Origin of the sequence: Sorangium sp. So ce362 (assembly GCF_051519845.1) — a bacterium.
Lineage (GTDB): Bacteria > Myxococcota_A > Polyangia > Polyangiales > Polyangiaceae > Sorangium.
The window spans coordinates 192,074-216,284 of the sequence record NZ_CP150332.1 but is presented as its reverse complement, the minus strand read 5'-3'; the positions used below and the strand labels follow the sequence as shown (position 1 = coordinate 216,284).

Sequence of the window (24,211 nt, the reverse complement as noted above, 5' to 3'; positions counted from 1 at the left end):
GTCTGGCTGCTCCGCGGGCCGCCGGGGATGGATCTGAGACCCGTTGAGCATCCTATCTCACGCAATGGCTCCCGCGCAAACCCTCGGGGGCCGGGGCGCCGCGCGGACCGGGGGCGCCGCGGCAATGCGGCCCGGGGACGCGCGAGCAGGCGCGGCGAGCCGCGGTGTGTCGGCGGGGAGGCGCGGTGGTGGGAGACATCGCATCGGGGGGAGCCGGACGGGGCGTCCCGCGGAGCGTGTCATTACATGAACCGGTTAAGTCATGAGCGAGGAGGAGGTGCGGGGGAAGGGCGATGTGGGGCGGGAGCGGCCGGGCCACAGGACGCCGATCGTGGGCGCGGGCGGCGCGGCTCGCCCTGGATGAGCCGTCGCGACGGGGTCCGGCCATCTAACGGGCTACCGCGATGTCCGTGCACCTCCGCGTCGTCCGAAAGCCTCGTCCACCGGACCGCCCTGCCGGCGCGCAGCCCACCTCGCCCGACCTCCTGCGCGGCCTGCACGCCCGGAATCCCGCGGCGGAGCGCCGCCTGCTCGACGCGTATGCGGGCCTCGTCGAGCGGATGCTGTTTCGCATCCTGGGCGACATCCGGAGCCTGGAGGACCTGGTGCAGGACGTGTTCGCCCGGGTGTTCTCGCGCATCGACGACGTGCGCGAGCCCGAGGCGCTGAAGCCGTTCATCACCGGCGTCACCGTGTTCGTCGCGCGCGAGGCGATCCGCAGGAAGCGGCGTCACCGCTGGCTCGCGTTCTTCGCGAGCGACGAGCTGCCGGAGATCGCGGCCAGCGTCGATCCGGAGGCGCGGCAGGGCGTGCGCGCCTTCTACCGGGCGCTGGAGACGCTCGATCCCGACGAGCGGCTCGCCTTCACGCTGCGGATCGTCGAGGGCCAGGAGCTCACCGAGGTGGCCGCCGCGTGCAACGTGTCGCTGGCGACCATCAAGCGCCGGATCCACCGCGCGGAGCTCGCGTTCGTCGAGCGCTGCAAGGAGGACGAGGCGCTCTCCAGCTGGCTCGAGGAGGGCGACCGATGGACCTGAGGACCAAAGACGTCGAGGCCCTGGGGCGCCGGATCGCCGCGCACCAGGATGCCGCGCTCGAGCGGCTGGCGCGGCCCCGGGCCGCGGATCGGCTCCAGGCGATCTACCGCAAGGAGGCCGCGCTCTCGCTGCGCGCCAGCGCGGCTCCCTCCTCGCGGCGGGTCGGCCTCGCGCTCGCGGCGGCGTGCGTCGCGGCTGCGTTCGCGCTCGTCTTCGTGTTCGCGCTGTCGCGGCCGGGCGACCCGTTGACCTACCGGGTCGAAGGGTCGCCGGGCGCCGTCGGCCGGTGGGTCGCCGCCGACGCGTCGCGCGTCGGGCTCGACTTCTCGGATGGGTCGCGCGTGGATCTCGCGCCGGGGACGCGCGCCCGCGTGACCGAGGTCGGCCCGCTGGGCGCGGGCGTCCTCCTGGAGCGCGGATCGCTGCGCGTGCGTGTCGTGCACCGCGGCGACACCCGGTGGGTGGTGGCGGGCGGGCCCTTCGAGGTCCACGTGATCGGCACGGAGTTCGACGTCACGTGGGACACGGAAGCCGAGGAGCTCGCGGTCTCGATGATCGCCGGCCGGGTGCGCGTCCTGGGCCCCTGCGTCGAGCCGTCCGGGCGCGCCGTCGCCGCGCCCGAGTCGATACGGCTGACGTGCGCGGCGCCTCGCGCCGCCGCGCCTCCGGCGGCTGATCCGCGAGCGAGCCCGTCGGCGCGGGCTCCCGCCCTCCTCCCGAGCGCGAGCGCCGCCGCGCCCGCCTCCCCTGCCTCGCCGCCGGCCCGCGCGGCGGCGCCCCTGGCCGAGGCTCACTCCGCCGGCTGGCGCGCGCACCTCGCCGCGGGCAAGCTCGGCGACGCGCTCGCGGACGTGGAGCTCGTGGGCGTCGACACGGTGCTCGGGCGCGCCGGCGGAGCGGAGCTTGTCGATCTCGGCTCCGCGGCGCGGCTGGCGCGCAAGCCGGACCTGGCGGCCCGGTTCTACGAGGCGGCGCGCCAGCGGTTTGCCGGGAGCGACGCGGCGGCGGCGGCGGCGTACCACCTCGGCCGCATGGCGTTCGACGGGCGCGGCGCGTGGGCGGAGGCCGAGCGCTGGTTCGCTGTGTACCTCGCGGAGCGACCCCGCGGCGCGCTCGCGCCGGAGGCGCTCGGCCGCTCCCTGGAGTGCGCGAGGAACCTCCGGCTCCACGCGCGCGCCCGCGAGCTCGCCGCGCGCTATCTCGCGGCCTACCCGAACGGCGCCCACGCCGGGCTCGCGGCGGCGCTCGCCGGTGGGGCGGATTGAGCCTGCGCCCGCGGAGATCACGGGGGTCGGGCCGGCGCCGGCGGAGCGCGCCGGGAGCACGCGCCGTGGCGAGCTCGACGTGCGGCGCGCTCGCCGCCTTCCTGGCGCTCGCGGCGCCGTGCGCCGCCGACGCGCCGTCGCCGGTCACCGTCGTGGCGGGCGCGCGCGGGGCGCTGGCGCACCGGCTCTCGCAGGAGCTCGAGGCGGCGGGCCTGCGGGTGCAGGTCGAGGCGAGCCCAACGGCGGTGGCGCCCGGCGGGCTGCTCATCGTCGTCCCCGAGGGCGAGGAGGGGGCCATCGAGATCTGGTCGGAGTCGGGCGGACGGGCGGATCTCGTCGCGAGCGTGGCGCCCGACGGCCCGCTCGACACCCGAGTGCTCCGCGCGGCGGAGCTCGTGCGGGCGCTCCGGTCGGTGGCCCGCGCCCCCGCCGGCGCGGCGCCGCCGGCCGTCGTGCCGGCGCCGCTCCCGCCCGCGCCCGTCGCGCCCGTCGCGCCCGTCGCGCCTCCGGCCGTTGTGCCCGACGAGGCGTGGCGCAGCCAGCCGCTCCGCGCCTGGGCGCCGCCCCCGCCGCCGTTCCCGGTGCCCGCGGCGCCCGGGGCCGCGCTCGTCGATGTGGGCGTCGCGATCGCCGTCGGATGGCAGGCGCCGGGCGCGTCGCTGGCGCTCGACGCCTCGCTCCGGATCTGGCCCTCGGCCGGGATCGGCGTCGGGCTCCTGGCGAAAGTGCCAGTCGTCGGCCCGGATATCGAGGCGTCGGAGGGCAAGGTCGGCTTTCTCCCCGCGCTCTTCGGCGCCGAGCTCGTCCTCGCGCCCATCGCGAGGAGCCGTCGCTTCGGGCTCGTCCTCTCCCCCGGCCTGGGTCTCGGTTATGTGAGCGCGTCCGGCGACGCGAGACCGCCCTACGTCGACAGCGACGAGTCCACGTTCACCGCCCTCGTGTATGGGCGAGGCGAGGCGCGTTTTCGGCTCATCGACTCCTTGTATCTCACGGCAGGCGCGCTCGGCGGCGCGGCGATCCCGCCTGTCGACATCCGGATCGCAGGGCGGGTCATCTCGACGTTCAGCCCGCTCGCGTCCTTCTCGCTCGGCGTCGTCGTCCAGCGATGAGCCGCCGCGACGACGGGCGGCCATTCATGGAAGCACGACACGCGTGCTTCTTCACCGCGAGCGGAGGGTTCTCCTTGAAACAGCTCATCGTACCTGGATGCATTGTACTCGTCGCGCTCGCCACCGCGTGCGACAGGATCCCGCTCGATCCCATTCACGGCCATGGCGCCGGAGGTGATGCGACGGGAGGAGGCGCCGGCGGCGGCGGCAATGGCGGCAGCGACGGCGCCGGCGGCAATGGCGGCAGCGGCGGCGGCGGCAGCGGCGGCAGCGGCGGCAGCGGCGGCAGCGATGGCAGCGACGGCGGCAATGGCGGCAGCGGCGGCGCCGGCAGCGGCGGCGGCGGCAGCGGCGGCAGCGGCGGCGCACCCGGCACCGGCGATTCTCTCTGGAGCCGGCAACTCAGCGCGAACGCAGACCGAGCCAGCCTCTGGGCGGGCAGCCGCATCGCCGTGGAGGAAGCCGGCAACGTCGTCCTCGCGACGGGGATTGCCGATGGCGTCGATTTCGGCGACGGTCCGCTCTCGACCGGGGGCAGCGACGCCTTCGCCCTCGCGAAATTCGACGGCGAAGGAGGTGTCCTCTGGCACAAGGAATTCTCCCGTTTCACCTACGCGCGTGACATCGCGGTCAACCAGGCGGGGCTCATTGCGACGACGGGGTGGGTTTCCGCCAGCAGCATCGATCTCGGAGGCGGTCCGCTCGTGGGATCGGACGGATCGCTCGACGCCTTCGTGGCCGTCTTCACGGCAGACGGAGATCACGTATGGTCGACCCGGTTCGGCGCTGACGCCTATCAATACGCGGACAGCATCGCCATGGACGCAGCCGGGAACGTCGTCGTGGCAGGGAGCTTCCATCAACAGATCAGCCTCTGCGACGCCACGCTGACCAGCACCGATGAGCTCGACTCGTTCATCGTGAAATTCGACCCTGCGGGGCATTGCCTCTGGAGCAAGCACTTCGACGGCTATACGGAGATCCACAACGTCGCTCTCGACGCGTCGGGCAGCATCGTCCTCGCCGGCAGCTTCGGCTCCTACCTCGTCGAGGCGCTCGACCTCGGCGGCGGGCCGCTGATCTCCGCGGGCCGCGACGATATCTTCGTGGCGAAGCTCGATGCTGCCGGAGAGCACCTCTGGAGCAAGCGGTTCGGCGACGCCGCGATCCAGAGGGCGTACGGCGTCGCGGTCGACGGCGCTGGAGACATCGTCATCAGCGGGACGTTCCTCGGGAGCGTGGATTTCGGCGGAGGTCCGCTGGTGAGCGCAGGAGGGTTCGAATATCTTGAGTCCGGCTCTATCACGTGGGGCGGCAACGCCTTCGTGACCAAGCTGAACCCGGCAGGCGAGCTCCTCTGGGCCAAGCGCCTCGGGCAGCATGGGCCACAGACGGCGCTGGACGTCGCGACGACCGTGGACGGCGATATCGCCATCACCGGCTTCATGTACGGCGACGTCGACTTCGGGACGGGCCTGATGGCCTGCACCTATGGCGATGCCTTCGTCGCGAAGCTCGATGCGACGGGCACCGTGCGCTGGGTGAAGCACACCGGCGACAGGGGGGACCAGTACGGCTATTCCACGGGCATGGACGCGGCCGGCAACGTGTTCGCCGCCGGGCCGTTCCTCGGCACGATCGACTTTGGCACGGGGCCGCTGGTGAATCCGAGGCTCGCCCTGGATCTTTTCCTCGCGAAGTTCGGCCCCTGAGGCCGCGGGCGGCGGGACGACATTCACCGCAGGCAGGCGCCGAGCCACCGCGCGGCGTTCTGACCGAGGACGGGGTCGAGGTGCTCGGGGGGAAGATGAAGGCCCTGATAGGTGCCGAGGACGCGGGCTGATTGACCTTCGGTTCGACGAAAGAAACGAAAATTCTCCGCCTTCAAGAGACCCATGTTCGACTCCGCCTGCAGGTCCCACATCTCCGTGGACGTGGGGTTCAGCCCGCTCGTCACGAGATCGGTCCCGAACAGGAAGCGCTCGGGCCAGCGAGAGAACAGCCCGAGGAGCTGGGCGCGCTCGCGCTCGAGGTTCGCAAACCCCTCTGCCGCCGGGCCGGCAGAGCCATGGCTCGTATCGACGAGGAGGCGGGGAAACGCCTGCATCAAGGACTCCACGCGCGCGAGATCGGTGCGGCTGCCGCAGAGGTGTGCGCACGCCACCCGCAGGCTGGGGAAGGCGCGCAGGACCGCCTCGAGCTCGCTCCGGTAACGGACGGTGTTGGCATGAAGGAGAACCGGGAGAGCCTGATCGGCGAGCGCCTGCCACATCGCCTGGTGCGACGGGTCGTCGAGGGGACGCTCGTGGAAGAGGTTGTGCCCCTGGTAGAGCTTCACGCCGCAGGCGCCTCGGCGGCGGAGCTCGGCGAGGTACGGGAGGTCGTCGTGCCCCAGCTCCACGGTGACGAACGGAATGAGCTTCCCGGGGTGAGCCGTCGCCGCGTCGAGGACGATCTCGTTGCCTGCGCGGTAGCCGGAGAGCCCGGATCCGCCGCGGCCGCTGGTCAGGTCCGGGCTTGCCAGGATGACGGCGCGATCGATCCGATGCTTGGCCATGTGGGCGAGCAATGGTGCCACCGCGTCGGCCTGCGTCAGGTGCACATGGACGTCGATGACCTCCTTACCGGCCGACGGGGCCGGCGAGGAGCGGCATCCCAGGACGGCGGCGAGCGCGGCTCCCCACGCCACGCCGCGTACGCGAGCCCAGCGTTCCGCGTGCGAGACCATCGATAGAGGACGACGACGGCGCGAGCGACGAGAGCGACATGAGCGATGCGGATCCATGGCCGACAAGGATACGCGGCAGCCGGGCTGGCGCCACGAGGAATGGAGGGATGCATGAGAAAATGATGTGATTGACAATCCACATCCAACCCTGGTTCGTTCGACGTTCGACGCTCGCGCTTCGACAGCGAAGCCTCGCCTTGAAGGTCGTTATTCACCCGTGCCCAAAGGAATCTTTATGTCGTCCATCCGTAGCTCGATTCGTCTCATGGGTCTGGCAGCGCTCTACACCTTGTTGCTGGGAACGACGTCTTGCTCGCGTGAGCCGGACGACGACGTGGGCCCCGGCACTGGAGGCGCTAGCAGCGGCGGCGGCACCAGCACCAGCAGCACCAGCAGCACCAGCACCAGCAGCACCAGCGGCGGAGACGGTGGCAGCAGCAGCACCAGCAGCACCAGCGGCGGAGACGGTGGCAGCAGCAGCAGCACCAGCGGCGGCGGCGGCAGCGACGGCAGCAGCGACAGTGGTGGAGCCGGTGGAAGCAGCGCCGAGACCGGGAGCGGCGGAGCGGCGGCTTGCGCAGATGACGCCTACGAGGGGAATGACGGAGCCCTCTCCGCGGCGCCGCTCGCCTATACAGCAGGGGGCAGCGGATCTCCCGACGCGTGGTTCTCGAGGATCGATTTTGTCCTCTGCCAGGGAGACGAAGACTGGTACCTGCTCGACACGTCTCTCGGGTTCGAAGAGGTCTACTGGAAGCTTCGCGTCCTGGCCGCCGGGGCAGAGCTCTGCGGCGCGAGCTGTGAGCAGTACACTCCCCCATCCCGTCCGGAGAACACGCTGTTCGTGGAGGTCTATAGCGCTGCCACGATGAATCTCATCGGATCTGAGCAGAGCGACCATGGACGGGTGTGGCTCGACGGCGAGGGGCTGGATTCGGCGGACGATCTGCTCCTCCGCATTTATGGGCCGCCCGAGGCGAGCTATCCGTACGACATCACGTTCATCGCCAAGTCCTACGAAGGAGAGGACGAGTGCGAGTGCTGAGCGTCGGTGAGCTCGGTCAGATCCATGCTCGGGACCATGCCCCCTGAGTGAGCCCTGTTTTCCAGGCAGCTATTCAGCTCGTCACCTCGTGGCCGGAGTCTGCGGAAGTTGTTCCCGTCATCGACTTCACGCTCGCGGAGGACGAGAGGTAGCTCGTCGGCGACATCAATCACTTCACCCGACGTGGGAACCGATGGCGTTCGGGTTCACCGCCGAGTAGCTGGGCACACGACCCACCCCCGTCATGGCGAGCGCTCGCCGCGGTCGTCGAGCCACAGCTGCGCTCGGAGCACGCCGCGCCAGCCCTGCGACGGGGCAAGCGGGTGTCCGGTGAGCCAAGAACGGCTCACCAGGCGCCGTCCCCGCGAGGCTTGACACGAGCGAAAGCTCTACGTTTATCCGCCCGCGCGGCGAGCCTGTCCCGGGCGCGTGTTCGTCCCGCCGCCCGCCTGTCCCGGGCGCGTGTTCGTCCCGCCGCCCGCCTGTCCCGGGCGCGTGTTCGCCCCGCCGCCCGCCTGTCCCGGGCGCGTGTTCGTCCCGCCGCCCGCCTGTCCCGGGCGCGTGTTCGCCCCGCCGCCCGCCTGTCCCGGGCGCGTGTTCGCCCCGCCGCCCGCCTGTCCCGGGCGCGCGTTCGCCCCGCCGCCCGCCTGTCCCGGGCGCGCGTTCGCCCCGCCGCCCGCCTGTCCCGGGCGCGTGTTCGCCCCGCCTCCCGCGTGTCCTGGGCGCGCGTTCTCCCCGCCGCCCGCCTGTGCTTCCTGAGCGTTCCGGCGCGCCCGGTCTCGCGGGCCGCTCGGTAGAATCACCACCTCGACCTTGCGAGGCGGGGGCGATACGCCCCGCATGTTCAGCCCCTGCGCCTCACGGCGGCGGCGCTCGTCGTGGTTGGCATCGCTGATGAGCTCCAGGACCGCCTCGGTATCGGCCCGCCTCGAAGACGCCCGGAAGCGACCGCTCAGCCGTGTCTCGGGCGTGAGCTGGCTGCACGAGTAGAGCTCCCACAGCTCCTGCGCGTAGGGGCGAGGCTGCCGGTTGGGAGCGAACCGGGAGAGGAAGCGCTGGAGGTTGTCGACGTCGCGCAGCAGCAGCTTTCGCGCGTTCTGATTGCTGGAAGCGTCCACTGCCTGCGGAAAATCGATGACGACCGGCCCGTCCGCCCCCATCAGCACGTTGAAGTCGGACAGATCGCCGTGCACGACCCCGGCGCTCAGCATCCGGACCGCTTCTGCCAGCAATCGGTCGAAGACCCTCACCGCCTCGTCGGGGCTCAGGCTCACCTCGGCGAGCCGCGGGGCCGGGTTGCCGTAGGCGTCGGTGATGAGCTCCATGATCAGCACACCGTCGATGAAATGGTGGGGGATCGGGACGCGCACTCCCGCGTCGCGCAGGCGGAAGATCATGTCCACCTCGGTCGATCTCCACGCGGCTTCATCCTGCGCACGACCATGGCGCGAGCGCTTGTTGATCGCGCGCTGATCGCGGCTGTTGCGCACCTTGCGCCCCTCGGTGTACTCCGCCCGGTTCTTGAAGGTCCGGTTCTGCGCCTCTTTGTAGACCTTGGCCACCCGAAGCTCGCCGCCGGCGCGCACCAGGAAGACCTCCGCCTCCTTGCCGCTCATCAGCGGGCGCACGACCTCCTCGATGAGCCCCTGGTCGGCCAGAGACGTGAGGCTGCTGGGAATTCGCATGTCGTTCTTGCTTCTCCGCCGGGGATCGCTCGCCGTCTTTTTAGTCGCACCACGTGGGGCGCCGCAACTGGATTGGTCCTCCCCCGCTTCCGCGGCCCCGCGGCCCCGCGGCGGCGCCAGGAGGCGGGGCGCCGCGCTCGCGCGCGAGGAGCCGTGCGTTTACGCCCGTCGCGCGCCCATGTAGGCTGAATGGCTGCCCGCTCACGTCGAGCGGCCCGGAGCCTTACACCATGGGATATCGCACAGAGCTTGTTGCGCCGAGCACGGCGCTTCTCCTGCTCGCCCTCTCCGCCGCGTGCACTGGCAACGCGGGAGCCCCGACGGCGACGGGAGACGCGGGTCCACAGGACGGCACGGGGGGCGAGGGCGCTGGCGAGAGGGGCGCTGGCGGCCGAGGGACGGACGCGAGCTCGAGCTCGGGCAACGCGGGCGCGGGCGCAAGCGATGCGGGTGCGGGCGGGGCGGGCGCAAGCGATGCGGGCGCGGGCGCGGGCGGGGCGGGCGCGGGCGCGGGCGCGGGCGGTGGCGGCGGCTCGACGGGTGAGCAGGTGTGCGCTCGCTGGAACGCCGACCGGAGCGACGTCAAGGAAGGCGCCTGGAACGGCGACGTGAGCTCGTGCGTGGGCGGCGAGGTCCCGGCCGCGGGGCGGGTGAACGCGGTCAAGCTCCTGAACCTCTACCGCTTCATCGCCGGGCTGCCCCCCGTCACCACCGAGCCGCTCCGCGACGAGAAGGCGCAGGCGTGCGCGCTGATGATGCACGCGAACGGCATGCTGTCGCACAGCCCGCCGCGGAGCTGGACCTGTTACACCGAGCTCGGCGCCGAGGGGGCCGCGACCAGCGTCATCTCGCCGACTCCCGGCGTCGAGAGCATCGACCTCTACATGGCCGATCCCGGCAACGAGACAACGATCGGCCACCGCCGCTGGCTCCTCTCCGAGGAGCTCGGCCCGATCGGGCTCGGCTCCACGAGCGATTACTCCTGCATCGTGGTCCTCGGCGGGTCGGGCTCCGGCGATAAGCCGTTCATCGCATGGCCCGCGCCGGGCCCCTTCCCCTCGGGGGCCCTCCACGCCTCCTACGCGCCGCTCGACGAGACGGGCTGGACAATCCAGAGCTCGCGGATCGACCTCCGCGACGCGCAGGTGACGGTGACCGACGCCGGGGAGAACCTCCCGGTCCAGGTGACGCAGCTCGACCCGAACTTCGGCAGCGCCTTCGCGCTCCGCTTCAACCCGCAGGGCTGGAGTGCCCAGGCCGGTCACACCTACGCCATCCATGTGACCGGCGTGAGCGAGCCCATCGACTACGAGGTCGAGATCATCCCGTGCGAGTGATGCGGGGCAGAAGCTCGCCCGAATCGGGGAGGATGACCACGATCGTCTTGCCCTCGCTGTCTTCGAACCAGCCGCGTGGGACGTTCGACATGGAGCCTCTGGGGTGCGACGGCGCGCCCCCGCGGCCCCGAGCTCGGGGGACGTCGAGCGGGCAGCGAATGCGGCACCTGAAACACCAGCGGATATAACGCCCAACATAACGGACGGTCACCGCCGAGCCATTTGTCTCCTTCCGCCCCGGTCGACGGCGCCTCGTGGCTCGGGGTCGGCGCTCCCTCGCCTGGCGCCTCTCCTTTTACGTCCCAGTTACGTCCCAGGGACGCCGCAAGGTCGGTGGGCTCTGACGTCCGCCGATATCCGCTGACGTCCCCCCCTCCCGGCGCGCGCGGTCGCGCTTTATCGTCGTGCATCATGGAGGAAACCTCCGGGTTACCTCCGGGTCACAACAGTCCACTATCGTGGAAGTCACCTCTGTTTTACAGGAGGAAAGTGTCCCGGAGATCACCGGCGCCATTGCGGTGCCCCGTGGGGAATGTGTAGTCATGGAATCAGCTTTGGCGTAGACATTCCCCCCACGTGCCAAAGCTCGAGAAAAAGCCCTGCCATGAGCAACCATGAAGGCCACCTGCTTGGCGAGCGTGCCGCACGCCAACACGCCAACACGAGCAAGACGCCGCCGCAGTGGGCCGGAGCCACCCCGCGCTGGCTCGTACACCTGCTTCCCTGGACGCCGGTCGAAGCGGGCGTGTACCGGCTCAACCGGGTCGCCGAGAACGATTTCGCGGTCGATTGCAGCCCGGATGACGCTGCCGATCTGCCCGTGGCGCACATCCACTATGAGGAGCAGCCGCGCGAGTACGTGCTGAACACGGTGACCACGACGATCCAGGTGCACACCCGGATCTCCGACCTGTTCCGCAGCCCCATGGATCAGGTGAAGGAGCAGCTCACGGTCCTCGTCGAGAAGCTCAAGGAGAAGCAGGAGGACGAGCTCCTCAACAACGGCAACTACGGCCTGCTCAACAGCGTGCATGGCAGCATGAGGGTCAAGCCGCGCGGCGCCGGCCCCACGCCGGACGATCTCGACGAGCTCATCGCGCGGGTGTGGAAGGAGCCGGCCTTTTTCCTGGCGCACCCGCGGGCCATCGCGGCGTTCGGTCGCGAATGCACGAAGCGCGGCGTTCCGCCGCCCACGGTGACCCTGTTCGGCTCGCCGTTCCTCACGTGGCGCGGCCTCCCGCTCATCCCCACCGACAAGCTGCACCTCGCGGGCAACAAGACCGATATCCTGCTGGTCCGCACCGGCGAGAAGAAGCGCGGCGTCGTGGGCCTGTTCCAGCCGGGGATCCCCGGCGAGGTGAGCCCCAGCCTGTCCATTCGCTTCATGGGCATCAATCAGTCCGGGGCGGCCTCGTACCTCGCATCCCTCTACTGCTCGGCGGCCGTTCTGACCGAGGATGCGCTCGGCGTGCTCGAGGGCGTCGAGGTGGACAGCTATTATGAGTATAAGTGAGCTCCACACGACGGATCTCCAGGGCGCTCTGCCGCAGGTGACCCGGACCGTGGGGAGCTCTGGGGGCGCGCCGTTCGCCGCGCCTCTCTCCGCGCCGGGCGCCGCGCACGTGCCGGCGCCCGGCGTCCCCGGCTTTGACGCCGACGCGATGGCCGCGATGATCGCGCAGCTCGCGAACGAGATGCTCGGCGCGCCGATCAAGCAGGGGGCGTCGGCGTTGCCCGCGGCGCCGCTGCCCGGCGCCGCGCCGTCGCTGTCGCCCGCCCCGCCCGCGCTGGCGCCTGGAGCGGCGCCGTTGTCTGCCACGGAGCCCTCCGCGGCGACGGCCCCCGTGGTCCCCGGCTCGACCCCCGCGTATTCCAGCTCGGCCCCCGCGGTTCCCGGCTCGGCCCCCGCTCATTCCGGCTCGACCCCCGCCTACCCCGGCGAGGCGGCGCTGCCGGATTCGGCGGTTCACGCGGGGTTCGTGCGCGTCCCGCTCGTGGGCTCCGAGCCGCTGAGCCTGGGAGCCGTCGACGAGGTGCTCCGCATCCCGGTGCTGGGCGATCTCGCGGCGCGTGGCGCCGACCCCTACTTCGTGCCCGGCGCGCCGGCGCTGGGCATCGAGTCGCCCGTCGGCGCTCCCCGGATCGAGGCCCACGAGATCCGCGCGGTCGATCCAGAGCTGGTCCGCGGCCTGGGCGCCTCCGCCGGGATCTTCGACGCCCACGCGATCCGCCGGGACTTTCCCCTCCTCGAGGAGCGGGTCCACAACAAGCCGCTCATCTGGCTCGACAACGCGGCGACGACCCAGAAGCCCCGGGCCGTCATCGATCGTCTCTCGTACTTCTACGAGCACGAGAACTCCAACATCCACCGCGCCGCGCACACGCTCGCGGCCCGCGCGACGGACGCGTACGAGGCGGCGCGCGAGGCGGTGCGCCGCTTCCTCAACGCCCCGTCCACGCGCGAGATCGTGTTCGTGCGCGGCACCACGGAGGGAATCAACCTCATCGCCCAGAGCTGGGGCAGGAGGAACGTGGGCCCGGGCGACGAGATCGTCATCACGTGGCTCGAGCACCACGCCAACATCGTACCGTGGCAGCAGCTCTGCTCCGAGAAGGGCGCCAGGCTCCGTGTCGCGCCCGTGGACGACCGGGGGCAGGTGATCCTCGAGGAGTACGAGAAGCTGCTCGGCCCGCGGACGCGCATCGTCTCGCTCACGCAGGTGTCGAACGCGCTCGGCACCATCACGCCCGCCCGCGAGATGGTGGCCATGGCGCACCGGCACGGCGCGCGCGTGGTCGTGGACGGCGCTCAGGCGGTGTCGCACATGCGCGCGGACGTGCAGCTCCTCGACTGCGACTTCTACGTGTTCTCCGGCCACAAGGTGTTCGGCCCCACGGGCATCGGCGTCGTCTTCGGCAAGGGCGAGGTGCTCGACGCGATGCCGCCCTGGCAGGGCGGCGGCAACATGATCGCGGACGTCACCTTCGAGCGGACGGTCTACCAGCCGCCGCCGGCCCGCTTCGAGGCCGGCACCGGCAACATCGCGGACGCGGTCGGCCTCGGCGCCGCGCTCGACTACGTGACGCGGATCGGGATCGACAACGTCAGCCGCTACGAGCACGAGCTGCTCCACTACGCGACCCACCGCCTCATGACCGTCCCCGGGCTGCGGCTCATCGGCACCGCGCCCGACAAGGCGGGCGTGCTCTCCTTCGTCCTCGACGGGCAGCGCACCGAGGACGTGGGCGGGGCGCTCGATCGCGAGGGCATCGCGGTGCGCTCGGGCCACCACTGCGCGCAGCCCATCCTGCGTCGCTTCGGCCTGGAGAGCACCGTGCGCGCGTCCCTCGCCCCCTACAACACCTGCGAGGACATCGATGCGCTGGTTGACGCATTGCGTCGAATCCAGGTCGGGCGCTCGCGTTGACCTGACCGGCGGTTGTCCGCTGAGACGGAGGCCACGCCCTCCCTGCCGATCTGCCCTCGCCGCAGGCCCCCGCGCCGGGATCTTCAAAACAAGCTAAAAACAAGGGATTTCGGAGGATTTCGTCGTGGCGGCGAACTTGTGTCCCCCGGGTTGCCAGCCGGGCACATGTCCGTTATAGTGGACGAATGATCCAGACGATTTCTCCCAGGGACGCGGACGTTCTGATCCAGAGCGGAGAGGTGGACGTTGTGGATGTGCGTGAGCCGCGCGAGTGGTCGGTCGGGCACGTGCCGCACGCGCGGCTTGTGCCCCTCGATCAGCTGAGGGCGGATCCGCAGCGTGCGCTGCCGCGCGATCGGGTGGTCTTCGTGTGCGCGAAGGGCGCTCGCAGCCTGACGGCGGCGAAGCTTGCGGAGCGGCTCGGGTTCAACCAGCTCTACAACCTGGACGGTGGCACGAGCGGCTGGGTGAAGGCGGGGCTTCCGCTCGAGCACAGCTGAGCTGCTGGGCAGCGCGTCCGTCGAGCCCGGCGGGGCTCACTCGATGACCGAGTCCGTCACCGCGATCGGCGTGTCGTCGTGGTTCGAGATCTGCGGGTAGGTCGGGTACCAGGAGCCGCCGGCGTTCTCGGTGATCACCGACCGATCGATGACGATGTTCCCCGTGTGGTCGTTGCTCACGAAGAAGATCGCGCTCCCGTGGGCGTTCACCTCGTTCCGCTCGATCCGGGTCCCGCAGAGCGTGAGCGTCATGGTATTGCCGTCGTTGTAGATGGCCCCGCCGCTGCCGCCGCCCGGCGTCCCCGCCTCGGCGGGGTTGCCGCCGTTGCCGAGCGCGCGGTTGTGGGAGAACAGGCTGTTCACGACCGTCCACGAGACGCCGATGCTGCTGATGCCGCCGCCGTTCGCGCACGCGTTCCCGTGGCCCTCGGCGCCGCCGAAGGTGCTGTTCACCACGTAGAGCGGCAGACCCTTGTATTGCATGAAGGCGCGGATCCCCGCGCCGCCGACGTCGGGGCCGGCCGCGTCGCAGGCGTTGTTGAAGAAGCGTGAATTGACGACCTTCAGGCGCCCGCCCTGCGCGAAGACGGCGCCGCCGCCCTCGTCGTCATCGCCTGTCGAGTCGCCCTCGATGAAGGTGAGGTTCTGGATCGTCAGGCGCGGGTGATCCTGGTTGTCGCAGCTCGGTGTCGTCCAGACCTGCGCCTCGTCGCAGGTGTTCATGTAGAGGATGCGCCGCTGCCCGCCGCCGCTCAGGGTCACGAGCCCGCCGCCGTCGATCACGATCTCGGGGCCGGTATCGTTGAAGATCTTCGCGGTCTCCTCGAGCGTGATCGTGATCGGGTCGGGGCCGCAGTCGAAGGTGATGATGCCGCCGGCCGCGACGGCGCGGACGACGGCCTCCGAGGTGCAGCTCGCCGGCGTCCCGTCGCCGATCACCGTCGTCGGGGACGAGGTGTCGGCGGCCCGCGCCTCGGCCGGCACAGCGCAGCGCCCGTCGGGGTTGCCCGCCGGCGGGCCGCCCCCCGCATGCGCGGGAGATCCCGCGCCCGCGCCGCCCGAGCCTGCGCCCGCGCCGCCCGAGCCTGCGCCCGCGCCGCCCGCGCCCGACGCGCTCGTCGCGCCGGTGCCGCCCGCGTCGGTCGTCCCCTCCCCCCCGCTCGCGTCGTCCCCGCAGGCCCCGAGCACGGTCCCCATCGACAGGCACAAGATCAGCTCCAGCGGTCGTCGCATCATGTCCTCCTCACCCCGAAAGTATGCGGGCAGCGGCGTCGACCGCTCTCGGGCCGCTCTCGCCGCGACACGGCTGAAGGCATGGTACCCCAAGCTCCGCGGCGATGCCCCGCGAGCCGATGGGGGATGGCCCCGACGCGATCCGGGTTACGGAACGAGCAGGGGGCGGCCCCGCGGCCGGGGAGCCCGCGCGCGCCGCCCCATTGACATGGCGCCGGGACCGCCGTGTGCTGTGCGCCGAGGAGAACATCGTGATGGCACAACTTCGATTCACCTTGCTCTGTGTCGCAGCGCTCTGCGCGGGAGGCTGCGGCTCGGGCGACGAGCCGGAGGACACCGGCGCGCCGGGCACGGGCGCGACCAGCGCGTCCCAGGGATCGAGCGGCACCGGCGGCAACGGGCAAGGGGGAACGGGCGGCGGGGCCGCGACGACGACCGTCGTGGTGAACGAGATCTCGGCCAAGGACGGCGACTGGATCGAGCTTGGCAACCCGGGCCCGGGATCGGCCGACCTCGGCGGGTTCGGCCTCTGCGACGCCAACGAGACCGGGCAGTGCAACACGTCCGACGCGCTCACGTTCCCCGAGGGCACGCAGCTCGCCCCGGGGGAGTACCTGCTCGTCCTCGGCGATCAGGCCGTCGAGGACGGCTTTGGGCCCCACACCACGTGCCTGCCGGTAGGCGGCCCGAGCAGCTGCTTCTATGTGACCTGGAAGGTGAGCGCCTCCAGGGGCGAGACCGTCTCCCTCATCTCGCCGAACGACCAGGTGCTCACCCAGCTGGAGTACCCGATCGAGGCGGCAGCGGATGGGCAGACGTGGGGCAGGCTCCCCGATCTGACCGGCGAGGGCACCGTCACGGCGCCCACCCCCGGGGCGGCGAACGCGGCGCCCTAGCGCCTCGGGGGGGCCACGGCGCCCCCCCGGCGCCCGCCGGTCGTCGACACACCGATCCCGCCGCGTCGAGCAGCAGCGAAGCATGCGAGCACCTCACCGAACAGGAGACCTGATGTCACCGACGCCTGCGATCGAGATCCTCCGCGCCCCGTTGCTGCAGCCGCGTCCCCTCCGGGCGTCCCGTCCGCGTGGCGGGCCTGCGCCAGGGGCCCTGGCGCGGCGCTCGGCGCCGCCAGCGCTCGCGCTCTCGCTGCTCCTGTCGGGTTGCGGGGCCCCGGAGCCGCCGGAGGTGCGGGTCTCGGGCTGCCCTCGTTGCGCCGGGGCGGCGCAGGTCGGCGCGCTTCCGCGGGGCGACATCGACGAGTGCTCCGGCGTGGTCGCCGGCGGGCTGCACCCGGACGCGCTCTATGTGCACAACGACCGCGGCGACGACCCCCGGTTCTTCGCGATCGGGCTCGACGGCGCGCTGCGGGCCGAGGTGAAGGTGGCCGGCGCGGCCGCCATCGACTGGGAGGACATCGCGCGCGGTCCCTGCCGTACGGGCGGGGGCAGCTGCCTGTTCCTCGCGGACATCGGCGACAACGACGGCGAGCGCGACAGCTATGCCGTGTACAGCGTGCAGGAGCCGGACACGCTCGGAGGAGCGCCGCGCCCCTCGACCGCCGAGGCGTTCGTGCTCTCGTACCCCGACGGGAGGCACGACGCGGAGACGCTGCTCATTCACCCCACCACCGGGGCGCTCACCCTCGTGACGAAGGTCAACAAGGGCATCTCTCGCATCTACGAGCTGCCGGCGCTGCCCGCCCCGGGCGCGCCGGCGACGCTCGTCGGAGCCGGCTCCATCGAGCCGCCCGCCGGGAGCGCGCGCTTCACGGGCGGCGACGTGCGCCCGGACGGCACGGGCGTGCTGCTGCGGACTTCCTCGCACGTGCTCTATTACCCGATGACACCGGATCAGACCGTGGCGCAGGCCCTGGCCGGCTCGCCCTGCGTGCTGCCGTCACCCGACGAGGAGCAGGCCGAGGCGATCGCGTGGGTGCCCGGCGGATGGGACTACGTGACGATCGGCGAAGGGAAAGAGGAGCCGGTCCACCGCGTGTCCTGCCAGGCGCCCTGAGCGGCGCCCGAGGTCCCGAGGCCGCGCCGGTCGTTGCTCGCGGCCCCCGGGTGCGCTCGCTTCCTCGGCTCTCGCACGCGCCCACCACCGTCCCTCCACGGTAGCTCCTCCCGCTTCTGGAATCGACACGGGCCGCCTCCCGTTGTTCTGAGCGCGTCTCATCGGATCTCCGTCCACCCGTGGATCCACGTCGTCATCGCGGGTCCGGTCCGATGAGGCGCATGATCCCGAGGAGGCGCTCATGAAGGTGAGGATTGTCACGCCGCGGCGGTCACAGCCCTCCGCGCCGGCCTCACTGCAGGCGCAGGTAGAACTCCGCCGCGTCGAGGCGGTTCATCGAGCCGGCCGGACCGGTGACCACCGCGTGCCCGCCGGCGATCAAGAGACCGCTCTCGTAGAGCGCGCGCATGCCGGTGTCGACCTGCGCCGGCGTGGCCCCGGACGCGGACAGATCGATGCTGTCGAGCGAAGCGCTGAGGTTTGTGTTCAGGCTCAGCTCGGAGAGGGAGGGGCACGGGTGGGTTATGCAGACGATCCCGGTCTCATCGACGCGAGAGAAATGGCCCTCGGGCGTGTTGCCGGTCGCCCCGAGCCAGATCTCGCTGGCGATGAGCACGTCGGCCGGCCACCCCCTGAGGTCGCCGAGGTCGACCTGCTTCAGCGCGCCGCGGACCAGCGCCGTCCCCGCGGCGAACGCCTCTTTGGCCTTGTCCTCGGTCGATGGGTCGAGCCCGAGCCTCGACAGATCGAGCTCGAACATATGGCATTCCTCCTGCCATGTCCCATCGGCGCAAGGGGTCACGCTCGTGTTGACGCGGGCGACGAAATGGCCGCCGCAGAGCGGTGAAACGCACCTGCGGTAGTCAGGGTGCGTCACGATGTAATAGTCGGCCACGGCGACCTTGGCCTTGGTCAGCGCGCCGGGGGCGTCCTCGACGGCGAGCTCGGCCTGAGGTTCGTCCCGCACGACGACGTCCCCGCCCGAGACGTCGCAGGCCAACGCTGGCAGGGTCAAGAGTCCGACGAGGGTGAGCAGCGAGACGCGGTGATGGGTGAAATTGAGCATCGGTGTTCTCCACGAGCAGACACAGGGTGACGTTGGCACGGGCGCCTCGCGAGCGCGCGCGCTCTCGGGCACGTTCTCCAGGAAGCTCGCCCTCCACGATGCGCGCGTCAGGCGAGGAAGTCGGGCAGCGGGCCGCACCTCGGCTCGATGCCGATGCCTGTCGCGGCGTGGCCGAGCGCATTCATCACCGACGTGAGCAGCTTGTTCGCGCTCTGCGCGGTGGTGTTGTTGATGTACTGGCCCACGTTCACGCCCAGGTTCTTCCCGCCGATGACCAGGTACTGCATGTCCCGCGGGCTGTGGTTGTGGTTCGTGCCGCTCTCCACGCCCCAGAGCAGGATCGTGTTGTCGAGCATCGTGCCGCTGCCCTCGCGGATGCCGGCGAGCTTCTTCGCCAGGTACGCGACGTGGCTCGCCCAGAAGCGATCGAACTTCATGAAGGCCTCGCGCGTGGTCATCGACTGACCGCCGACGGTGATGCTGTCGTTCGTGCGGCTGACGTGCGCGACAACGTCGTGCCAGCTCTGGCCGAAGCCGAGCAGGCCTTCGTGGTGGCCGCCCGAGAAGCTGAAGTGGTAGTCCGCGACCCGCGTGCGATCGCACGTGAACGCGTTGACGATGATGTCGGCCTGGATCTGCGCCCAGCGCGTGATCGTCGTTGCGTTGTTGGTGCTGCCGTTGTAGCCCGAGGTGTCCACGCGCTCGCACGCGCCGCCGGCCGGGACCGACGCGCCGCTGCCCATGCCCGCGATGCGCTGCTGCAGCTCGAACAGCGCCTCCACGTGGAGCTCGAGCTTCTGGCGCTCGGCCTGGCCGAGGAAGCGCTGGAGGGTCTTGAGCTCGCCGGTGTTGATCTCGAGGATGCGCTGGTCGGCCCTGCGCTTCGCGTCCGCGACGGCGTCCGGCATCGCGGTGGGCGTCGGCGCGGCGCCGCCGAAGGTGACGCCGCTGAAGATCGTGCTGAACGCGCGCGCGGGATCGGCCGTGTGCGTCATGGGCTGGCCAGCGCCGCTGTACGAGATGATGTGGCGCTTGTCGGCGCCGCCGCGATCGGCGACGCACAGGTGGATGCTCGCGATCGGCGTGCCGCCGCGCAGGTCGGAGCTCTTGAGCAGGATCTGATCGAGCGAGGGACCGTTCGCGTGGCGTGAGCTGTCGTCGCTGAAGCGCGCGCCCGTGAACAGCTGCGCCATGCCCGCCTCGTGATGGTTCCCGACCGTCCAGGCATGGTCGAGCCGGCGCAAGAACAGCATGTCGCTCTCCAGGCCGCGGAAATCGGCGAGCGGCTCCTGGAGCTGGAACGTCGACCCGCTGCCGGTCGGCCACCACTCGGGCGGGTGCGAGTCGGGCGTGAAGATCAGCACCAGCCGCTTGGGCACGACGGTCTGCGCCTCGACCTCGCGGTGGCGCAGCAGCGGCGCCAGGAATATCGCGCCGAGCGTCGCCTTCAGGATGTCTCGTCTGGATACGTCGAAGGGCCTGGGCATGTTCGATCCTCGATGGCCGGAGCTATTCGCGCACGCGCTCCACCGTGCTCGGCGAAGAGAGGAGCGCCACGAGCAGGTCGCGCAGGAGACCGGTGCGATCCAGCGCCGCGGTGCCCTGCACGACCGGCGGGATACCGCGCGCAGACTCGGCCTGGCCGAAATAGAAGCGGAAGGCTTGCCGCGCCACGCACTCGCGGACCCAGGAGCTGCGCGACAGCGCTTCCCCCAGCTCGGCGGCGCTGTCGTACTCGCCGTCGACGTCGGTGTTGAGCAGCCGGCCCACCGCGTCGATCGGCTGCGGCCCGGCCACGGGCGCGGTGAGCGACGGGCTCTTGTACTGCTCGAGCGTCCGATAGCGGCCCGCGCCGTCGAAATTCTCGAGCATGTAGCCGACGTTGTCGGTCAGCGCGTGGCAAGCCTTGCAGGCCGACTGCGCGGCGTGCGTCTCGTACAGCTCGCGCGTGGTCTTCGGGGCCATGCGCTGCTCGCTCTCTTCGATCGGCGGCGGCGTGAAGTTCTCGGGCAACGTGATGTGCTGGCACAGCAGCTGATCGCGGATGAACAGGCCGCGGAGCGTCGGGGACGTGAGGTACTGCTTGGCTGTCTTGGCGAGCACGGAGCCGAGCGAGAGCAGGCCGCTCCGCGCGGTGTCCGTCGCGCCCGAGGCGTCGCTGCGATAAAACGCGGAGAGCGCGGGATCGGCCTCTGGCACAGGCGCCGTGAACAGGCTCGCGATCGAGCCCTCCATGCCTCCGTTCGTACGGAGGAAGCGCTGCGTCTCGGCGAACATCGCCGCCTTCACCTCCGCGAAGCCGGGGAACACGTCCTCGAACTTCTCCACCTCGGCCTCGAACGTGTGCAACCGCAACCATTGGACGAGGAAATGACCGAGCTGGTCGGCGGCGCCCGGCGTCGAGAGCAGCTGCTCGATGTGACCAGGGAGCAGCGCGGGATCGGCCAGCTCACCGCGATCGGCGGCGGCGACAAGCTTCGCAGAGGGCGGCGCGCCGAGCGCGCTGTACGAAAGGAAGGTCGCGATCTCGTGGCTCGTCAGCCGGAACGCGGCGTTCGCCTCGTCGCTCGGCGCGCCGATCTCGGTCCGGTACAGGAAATAGGGCGAGCTCAGCACGCCCTTCAGCGCCCAGCGGAACGGCAGCGCCGGATCCCCGGACTCGGCGGCGAGATCGAACACTTCGCCATAATGGGTCAGGTCCTCCGCCGTCGCGGGCCGCCGGAACGCCTTGCTGACCACCGCACGCAGGAAGTCCGCCTTGCACGTCGCGTCCACCTTGCCGCACGGAATCAATGCGCGGAGCTGCTGCTCGCTGAGCGCGAGCACCGCGGCTTCGGCCTTGGCCGCAACCTGCTCGGCCAGGGTCACGCGGACGAGACCGCTGGTGGACATGTTCGGATAGACGCCGTTGTCCGGCACGGGCTCCATGTCGGAAACGTCGACCGGCACGCCGAGCACGCTCTGGACGGAGCGACCATATTCCTCCGGGGTGAGCAGCCACGTGCGGGCGCGCAGCGCCGCGGAGACCGGCTGAGGCGCCGCGTACGGCAAGCTGCCGTCGGCCTGCGGCGCGGGAATGTCGCTGCCGGTTCCGCCGGCCGCCGTGTTCGAGGACGGATCGCCGATCTGCCCGGTGCAGGCGAGCGCCCACAGACCTAGACCGCAGATCCAGCCGAGAGATCGAACACTCATATCGGATCTCCACATGCGCACGCGCGCCTCGACTGACACCGCTCCCCTCGAGGAGGCCAGAGTCCAAACGCTACTCGCAAACCAAGCTTCCTGTAGCCGCTCACCGACGTACAGCCTCATTGTCGCGCTGTAGTGGATGACGAAGGTCCCGCTGCGCAGGACGACCGATCCAGAGCCGAGCAGAACGGTGCCCCTTCAGTTCGAATGTGAGCGACCCCATGGACGATGTCTACTCCAATCGGCCCGCCAGCGGCTCTCCTCGAGCCCGATGGATTGATGCGCGCATGTGCATCGTAAATCTATTGCTCGGGCATAGTATCCAGCGGTCTCGCGGGTCCTGCGCGACGGCGCGCTCAGGTGACCGCTCCGGACGCAGCCCACGGTGAGGTGGGCTCACGCACCTCGACCGGGCGCACCCGGTGGCGCACGCTCCGGCACCGGGCGAAGATGGGCGTCCATGGAGATCCACCAGGTCCGCTATTTTCTGGCGGTCACCGAGACGCGCAGCTTCACCCGCGCGGCAGAGCGCTGCGCGGTCTCGCAGCCCGCGCTCACCGCTGCGATCAAGAAGCTGGAGGAGGAGCTGGGCGGCGCGCTCCTCCTGCGCGAGCGCGGCGGCGCGAAGCTGACGGCGCTCGGACAGCACGTGCTGCCTCGCTTCCAGCGGCTACACGACGAGACGCAGGCCGTGCAGGTGATCGCGGACAACCACCGACGCCTCAAGCAGGTCCCGCTCCGCGTCGGCGCCCTGTGCACCATCGGGCCGGCGCGGCTCGTGCGGGCGCTCGCGGCGTTCCACGGCGAGGCGCCGGGCGTGGAGCTGGAGATCTCGGTCGCCATGCACGCGGAGACCCTGCGGCGCCTGGAGGAGGCGGAGGTCGACGTCGTCATCACGAGCCTCGGTGTCGCCGTCCCGGACTGGTGCGTCGTCGCCCCGCTCTACGACGAGCGGTACGTCGTCGTCCTGCCGCCCGGCCATCGGCTGGAGGCGCGCGAGGCGCTCCGGATCGAGGATCTGAGGGGAGAGCCGTACCTCGATCGGCTCGCGTGCGAGATGCGCGAGTCGGTGACGGCCGCGTGCGCGGCCCGCGACGTCGAGCTGTATGCGGCGTATCGGACCGAGCGCGAGGACTGGGTCCAGAGCCTCGTCCACGCGGGCCTCGGCTTCGCCTTCATGCCGGAGCACTCGGTGCTGCTCGCCGAGGCGTCCCGGCGGCCGCTCATCGACCCGGCGCTCCAGCGCACGATCGCGCTGGTCCGCTCGGGGGATCGCACGCCGACGTCCGCGCTCCAGCGCTTCTGGGACACGATGCTCGCGCGCGCCGCCCGCCTCGAGCCGCAGGCAGGCGGCGCCCGGCCGCGCGAGCGCCCTCCCGGGAGCGGCGTCAAGGCTTCGCGGCGATGATGTCGACGCGCTCGATGACGGGCGCGGTCGCGAGCAGCTCGGGCGCCTTCGCCATCAGCGCGGCCGCGATCGGGCCCTCGAGGTGCGCCTTGCGGCCGTCCTCCTCGACGAAGGTGTCGAAGACACCGAAGGTCGACGGGCCGATCCGCAGGGCGAACCAGTGAATGGTCCGCTGCTCCTCGACGGCGAGGCCGATGGCGCTGCGGAGGAAGGCCTCGACCTCGGCCTCCTTGCCGGGCTTTGCCTCGATCCGGACCAGGAGGGAGCGGGTCACGGCAGGGAGCTTTGTAGTCGTCATGAGGGTCTCCTTGTTCTGCGGCGCGCTGCGCGCCGCGCTTGATAGGGAGGGTTATGACGACCGCGCGGCCGCTCCGCCCATCGCTGTTCTCGATGGATCCATCAGCGGCGCCGATGGCCGGCTTCTTGACCCTCCCGGCGGCTACCTCTACGCTCTCGGCGCCCGTGAGCCCTCCCCTGGCCTATGTGTTCTGGCACTGGCGACAGCCACAGACCGCCGCGGAGGAGTACGAGCGCCGACAGCGGGCCTTCCACGCGGCGCTCGCTGCAGCGCCCTCGTCAGGCTTTCTCCGGTCGTTCAGCGTCGGGCTCTCAGGGGCCCCCTGGGCGGCCGGCGGCGGCGACGTCTACGAGGACTGGTACCTGGTGCAAGATTTCGGTGCGCTCGGCGCGCTGAACGAGGCCGCGGTCTCCGCCAGCCGCTCGGCGCCGCACGACGCGGCGGCCGCAGCGGCCAGCGGCGGGGCCGGTGGACTGTATCGCCTGCGGGCCGGAGCAGCGCTGCGCACGCCCGGGTACGCCCACTGGTTCGGCAAACCCGACGGCATGTCTTACGGTGAGCTCTTCGCTCAGCTCACGCCGGTCCTGGATCATGCGAGCGCCGGCCTGTGGATGCGCCAGATGGTGCTCGGGCCCGGCCGGGAGCTCTGCTTGCACGCCGCGACCCCCGTCTCCCTGCCCGCTCGGTTCGATGCGCTCATCATCCCGCTCCGGCCGGCCTGGCCGGAGCTCGACGACAGGGGCACGGAACCGGCGCGCTGAGGCGCGCGCCTCGTGGCTCGGGCAAGCCGGACCCTGTATCCATGAAGGCCGTCTCGTCGTCGTCTGCGGCGTCCGGACGGTCGCGCAGCCCTCGCGGCGCCTCTTCCTT

General features: G+C 71.1%; 19 protein-coding genes and 1 pseudogene. 13 read left to right on the top strand and 7 right to left on the bottom strand.

Annotation, left to right across the window (positions count from 1 at the left end; all coding sequences use genetic code 11):
• Nucleotides 1–404: 404 nt before the first annotated feature.
• The 4 genes from WMF17_RS00865 to WMF17_RS00850 all read left to right on the top strand — a co-directional run bounded on the left by WMF17_RS00865 (nucleotide 405) and on the right by WMF17_RS00850 (nucleotide 5,123).
• Nucleotides 405–1,037, top strand: coding sequence for an RNA polymerase sigma factor (locus tag WMF17_RS00865; RefSeq protein ID WP_437600070.1), 633 nt, complete (start codon nucleotides 405–407; stop codon nucleotides 1,035–1,037).
• Nucleotides 1,028–2,302, top strand: a complete 1,275-nt coding sequence (locus WMF17_RS00860) for a FecR domain-containing protein (protein ID WP_437647460.1) — start codon at nucleotides 1,028–1,030, stop codon at nucleotides 2,300–2,302. The genes WMF17_RS00865 and WMF17_RS00860 overlap by 10 nt, the downstream gene beginning before the upstream one ends.
• Before the next feature lie 65 nt (nucleotides 2,303–2,367).
• On the top strand, nucleotides 2,368–3,411 hold the full coding sequence (locus WMF17_RS00855) for a hypothetical protein (RefSeq protein WP_437647458.1): 1,044 nt from the start codon (nucleotides 2,368–2,370) through the stop codon (nucleotides 3,409–3,411).
• Nucleotides 3,412–3,485: 74 nt separating this feature from the next.
• A complete protein-coding gene (locus tag WMF17_RS00850) occupies nucleotides 3,486–5,123 on the top strand; it encodes a hypothetical protein (RefSeq protein ID WP_437647456.1) in 1,638 nt (545 codons plus the stop codon).
• 23 nt (nucleotides 5,124–5,146) lie between these two features.
• Here WMF17_RS00850 and WMF17_RS00845 read toward each other — a convergent pair whose 3' ends face one another.
• Nucleotides 5,147–6,100 carry an amidohydrolase family protein gene (locus WMF17_RS00845; RefSeq protein ID WP_437647454.1) on the bottom strand — a complete coding sequence of 318 codons (954 nt, stop codon included), beginning with the start codon at nucleotides 6,098–6,100 and terminating at the stop codon, nucleotides 5,147–5,149.
• 304 nt (nucleotides 6,101–6,404) lie between these two features.
• Here WMF17_RS00845 and WMF17_RS00840 point away from each other — a divergent pair, with 304 nt between their 5' ends.
• Nucleotides 6,405–7,184 carry a hypothetical protein gene (locus WMF17_RS00840; protein WP_437647452.1) on the top strand — a complete coding sequence of 260 codons (780 nt, stop codon included), beginning with the start codon at nucleotides 6,405–6,407 and terminating at the stop codon, nucleotides 7,182–7,184.
• Nucleotides 7,185–7,990: 806 nt separating this feature from the next.
• Here the strand turns inward: WMF17_RS00840 and WMF17_RS00835 are convergent.
• Nucleotides 7,991–8,869: pseudogene (locus WMF17_RS00835) on the bottom strand (PA4780 family RIO1-like protein kinase); the annotation flags it as partial.
• A 230-nt stretch (nucleotides 8,870–9,099) separates the two neighbouring features.
• Between WMF17_RS00835 and WMF17_RS00830 the strand changes: the two are divergent.
• The 4 genes from WMF17_RS00830 (at nucleotide 9,100) to WMF17_RS00815 (ending at nucleotide 14,134) form a co-directional block, all read left to right on the top strand.
• On the top strand, nucleotides 9,100–10,206 hold the full coding sequence (locus WMF17_RS00830) for a CAP domain-containing protein (protein WP_437647450.1): 1,107 nt from the start codon (nucleotides 9,100–9,102) through the stop codon (nucleotides 10,204–10,206).
• Between the two features lie 604 nt (nucleotides 10,207–10,810).
• Nucleotides 10,811–11,719 (top strand): family 2A encapsulin nanocompartment shell protein, encoded by a 909-nt coding sequence (locus WMF17_RS00825; RefSeq protein WP_437647448.1) that lies wholly within the window; start codon nucleotides 10,811–10,813, stop codon nucleotides 11,717–11,719.
• Nucleotides 11,706–13,634, top strand: coding sequence for a family 2A encapsulin nanocompartment cargo protein cysteine desulfurase (locus WMF17_RS00820; RefSeq protein WP_437647446.1), 1,929 nt, complete (start codon nucleotides 11,706–11,708; stop codon nucleotides 13,632–13,634). The genes WMF17_RS00825 and WMF17_RS00820 overlap by 14 nt, the downstream gene beginning before the upstream one ends.
• A 185-nt stretch (nucleotides 13,635–13,819) precedes the next feature.
• Nucleotides 13,820–14,134 (top strand): rhodanese-like domain-containing protein, encoded by a 315-nt coding sequence (locus tag WMF17_RS00815; protein WP_437600060.1) that lies wholly within the window; start codon nucleotides 13,820–13,822, stop codon nucleotides 14,132–14,134.
• Between the two features lie 36 nt (nucleotides 14,135–14,170).
• Here the strand turns inward: WMF17_RS00815 and WMF17_RS00810 are convergent, their stop codons facing one another.
• Nucleotides 14,171–15,370 carry a hypothetical protein gene (locus WMF17_RS00810; protein WP_437600059.1) on the bottom strand — a complete coding sequence of 400 codons (1,200 nt, stop codon included), beginning with the start codon at nucleotides 15,368–15,370 and terminating at the stop codon, nucleotides 14,171–14,173.
• Between the two features lie 251 nt (nucleotides 15,371–15,621).
• On the opposite strand from WMF17_RS00810, the gene WMF17_RS00805 reads away from it, so the two are divergent.
• The gene (locus tag WMF17_RS00805) at nucleotides 15,622–16,263 is read left to right on the top strand and encodes a lamin tail domain-containing protein (RefSeq protein ID WP_437647445.1); all 642 of its coding nucleotides are present in this window, start codon (nucleotides 15,622–15,624) and stop codon (nucleotides 16,261–16,263) included.
• A 112-nt stretch (nucleotides 16,264–16,375) separates the two neighbouring features.
• Complete coding sequence (locus tag WMF17_RS00800; protein ID WP_437647443.1) at nucleotides 16,376–17,380, top strand: hypothetical protein; 1,005 nt, start codon at nucleotides 16,376–16,378, stop codon at nucleotides 17,378–17,380.
• Between the two features lie 292 nt (nucleotides 17,381–17,672).
• On the opposite strand, the gene WMF17_RS00795 is transcribed toward WMF17_RS00800, so the two are convergent.
• The 3 genes from WMF17_RS00795 to WMF17_RS00785 all read right to left on the bottom strand — a co-directional run bounded on the left by WMF17_RS00795 (nucleotide 17,673) and on the right by WMF17_RS00785 (nucleotide 21,638).
• On the bottom strand, nucleotides 17,673–18,446 hold the full coding sequence (locus WMF17_RS00795) for a DUF6748 domain-containing protein (protein ID WP_437600055.1): 774 nt from the start codon (nucleotides 18,444–18,446) through the stop codon (nucleotides 17,673–17,675).
• A 107-nt stretch (nucleotides 18,447–18,553) separates the two neighbouring features.
• On the bottom strand, nucleotides 18,554–19,933 hold the full coding sequence (locus tag WMF17_RS00790) for a DUF1552 domain-containing protein (RefSeq protein WP_437647441.1): 1,380 nt from the start codon (nucleotides 19,931–19,933) through the stop codon (nucleotides 18,554–18,556).
• Nucleotides 19,934–19,955: 22 nt separating this feature from the next.
• Nucleotides 19,956–21,638 (bottom strand): DUF1588 domain-containing protein, encoded by a 1,683-nt coding sequence (locus WMF17_RS00785; RefSeq protein WP_437647439.1) that lies wholly within the window; start codon nucleotides 21,636–21,638, stop codon nucleotides 19,956–19,958.
• Between the two features lie 457 nt (nucleotides 21,639–22,095).
• Between WMF17_RS00785 and WMF17_RS00780 the strand changes: the two genes are divergently transcribed.
• Nucleotides 22,096–23,043, top strand: coding sequence for a LysR family transcriptional regulator (locus tag WMF17_RS00780; protein WP_437600052.1), 948 nt, complete (start codon nucleotides 22,096–22,098; stop codon nucleotides 23,041–23,043).
• Here WMF17_RS00780 and WMF17_RS00775 read toward each other — a convergent pair.
• Entirely contained in the window at nucleotides 23,024–23,341 is a 318-nt protein-coding gene (locus WMF17_RS00775; RefSeq protein WP_437485370.1) for a putative quinol monooxygenase, read from the bottom strand. The two genes, WMF17_RS00780 and WMF17_RS00775, sit on opposite strands and share 20 nt — an antisense overlap.
• A gap of 164 nt (nucleotides 23,342–23,505) precedes the next feature.
• Between WMF17_RS00775 and WMF17_RS00770 the strand changes: the two genes are divergently transcribed.
• Nucleotides 23,506–24,102 (top strand): hypothetical protein, encoded by a 597-nt coding sequence (locus WMF17_RS00770; RefSeq protein WP_437600051.1) that lies wholly within the window; start codon nucleotides 23,506–23,508, stop codon nucleotides 24,100–24,102.
• The last annotated feature ends 109 nt before the right edge of the window (nucleotides 24,103–24,211 follow it).

Excerpts from the sequence above, each read along its gene's own strand:
- WMF17_RS00805 (WP_437647445.1), top strand. The coding sequence starts at position 15,622 with ATGGCACAACTTCGATTCACCTTGCTCTGTGTCGCAGCGCTCTGCGCG.
- WMF17_RS00790 (WP_437647441.1), bottom strand. The coding sequence starts at position 19,933 with ATGCCCAGGCCCTTCGACGTATCCAGACGAGACATCCTGAAGGCGACG.
- WMF17_RS00775 (WP_437485370.1), bottom strand. The coding sequence starts at position 23,341 with ATGACGACTACAAAGCTCCCTGCCGTGACCCGCTCCCTCCTGGTCCGG.
- WMF17_RS00820 (WP_437647446.1), top strand. The coding sequence starts at position 11,706 with ATGAGTATAAGTGAGCTCCACACGACGGATCTCCAGGGCGCTCTGCCG.
- WMF17_RS00810 (WP_437600059.1), bottom strand. The coding sequence starts at position 15,370 with ATGATGCGACGACCGCTGGAGCTGATCTTGTGCCTGTCGATGGGGACC.
- WMF17_RS00795 (WP_437600055.1), bottom strand. The coding sequence starts at position 18,446 with ATGCTCAATTTCACCCATCACCGCGTCTCGCTGCTCACCCTCGTCGGA.
- WMF17_RS00785 (WP_437647439.1), bottom strand. The coding sequence starts at position 21,638 with ATGAGTGTTCGATCTCTCGGCTGGATCTGCGGTCTAGGTCTGTGGGCG.
- WMF17_RS00865 (WP_437600070.1), top strand. The coding sequence starts at position 405 with ATGTCCGTGCACCTCCGCGTCGTCCGAAAGCCTCGTCCACCGGACCGC.
- WMF17_RS00780 (WP_437600052.1), top strand. The coding sequence starts at position 22,096 with ATGGAGATCCACCAGGTCCGCTATTTTCTGGCGGTCACCGAGACGCGC.
- WMF17_RS00825 (WP_437647448.1), top strand. The coding sequence starts at position 10,811 with ATGAGCAACCATGAAGGCCACCTGCTTGGCGAGCGTGCCGCACGCCAA.
- WMF17_RS00815 (WP_437600060.1), top strand. The coding sequence starts at position 13,820 with ATGATCCAGACGATTTCTCCCAGGGACGCGGACGTTCTGATCCAGAGC.
- WMF17_RS00860 (WP_437647460.1), top strand. The coding sequence starts at position 1,028 with ATGGACCTGAGGACCAAAGACGTCGAGGCCCTGGGGCGCCGGATCGCC.
- WMF17_RS00800 (WP_437647443.1), top strand. The coding sequence starts at position 16,376 with ATGTCACCGACGCCTGCGATCGAGATCCTCCGCGCCCCGTTGCTGCAG.
- WMF17_RS00840 (WP_437647452.1), top strand. The coding sequence starts at position 6,405 with ATGGGTCTGGCAGCGCTCTACACCTTGTTGCTGGGAACGACGTCTTGC.
- WMF17_RS00830 (WP_437647450.1), top strand. The coding sequence starts at position 9,100 with ATGGGATATCGCACAGAGCTTGTTGCGCCGAGCACGGCGCTTCTCCTG.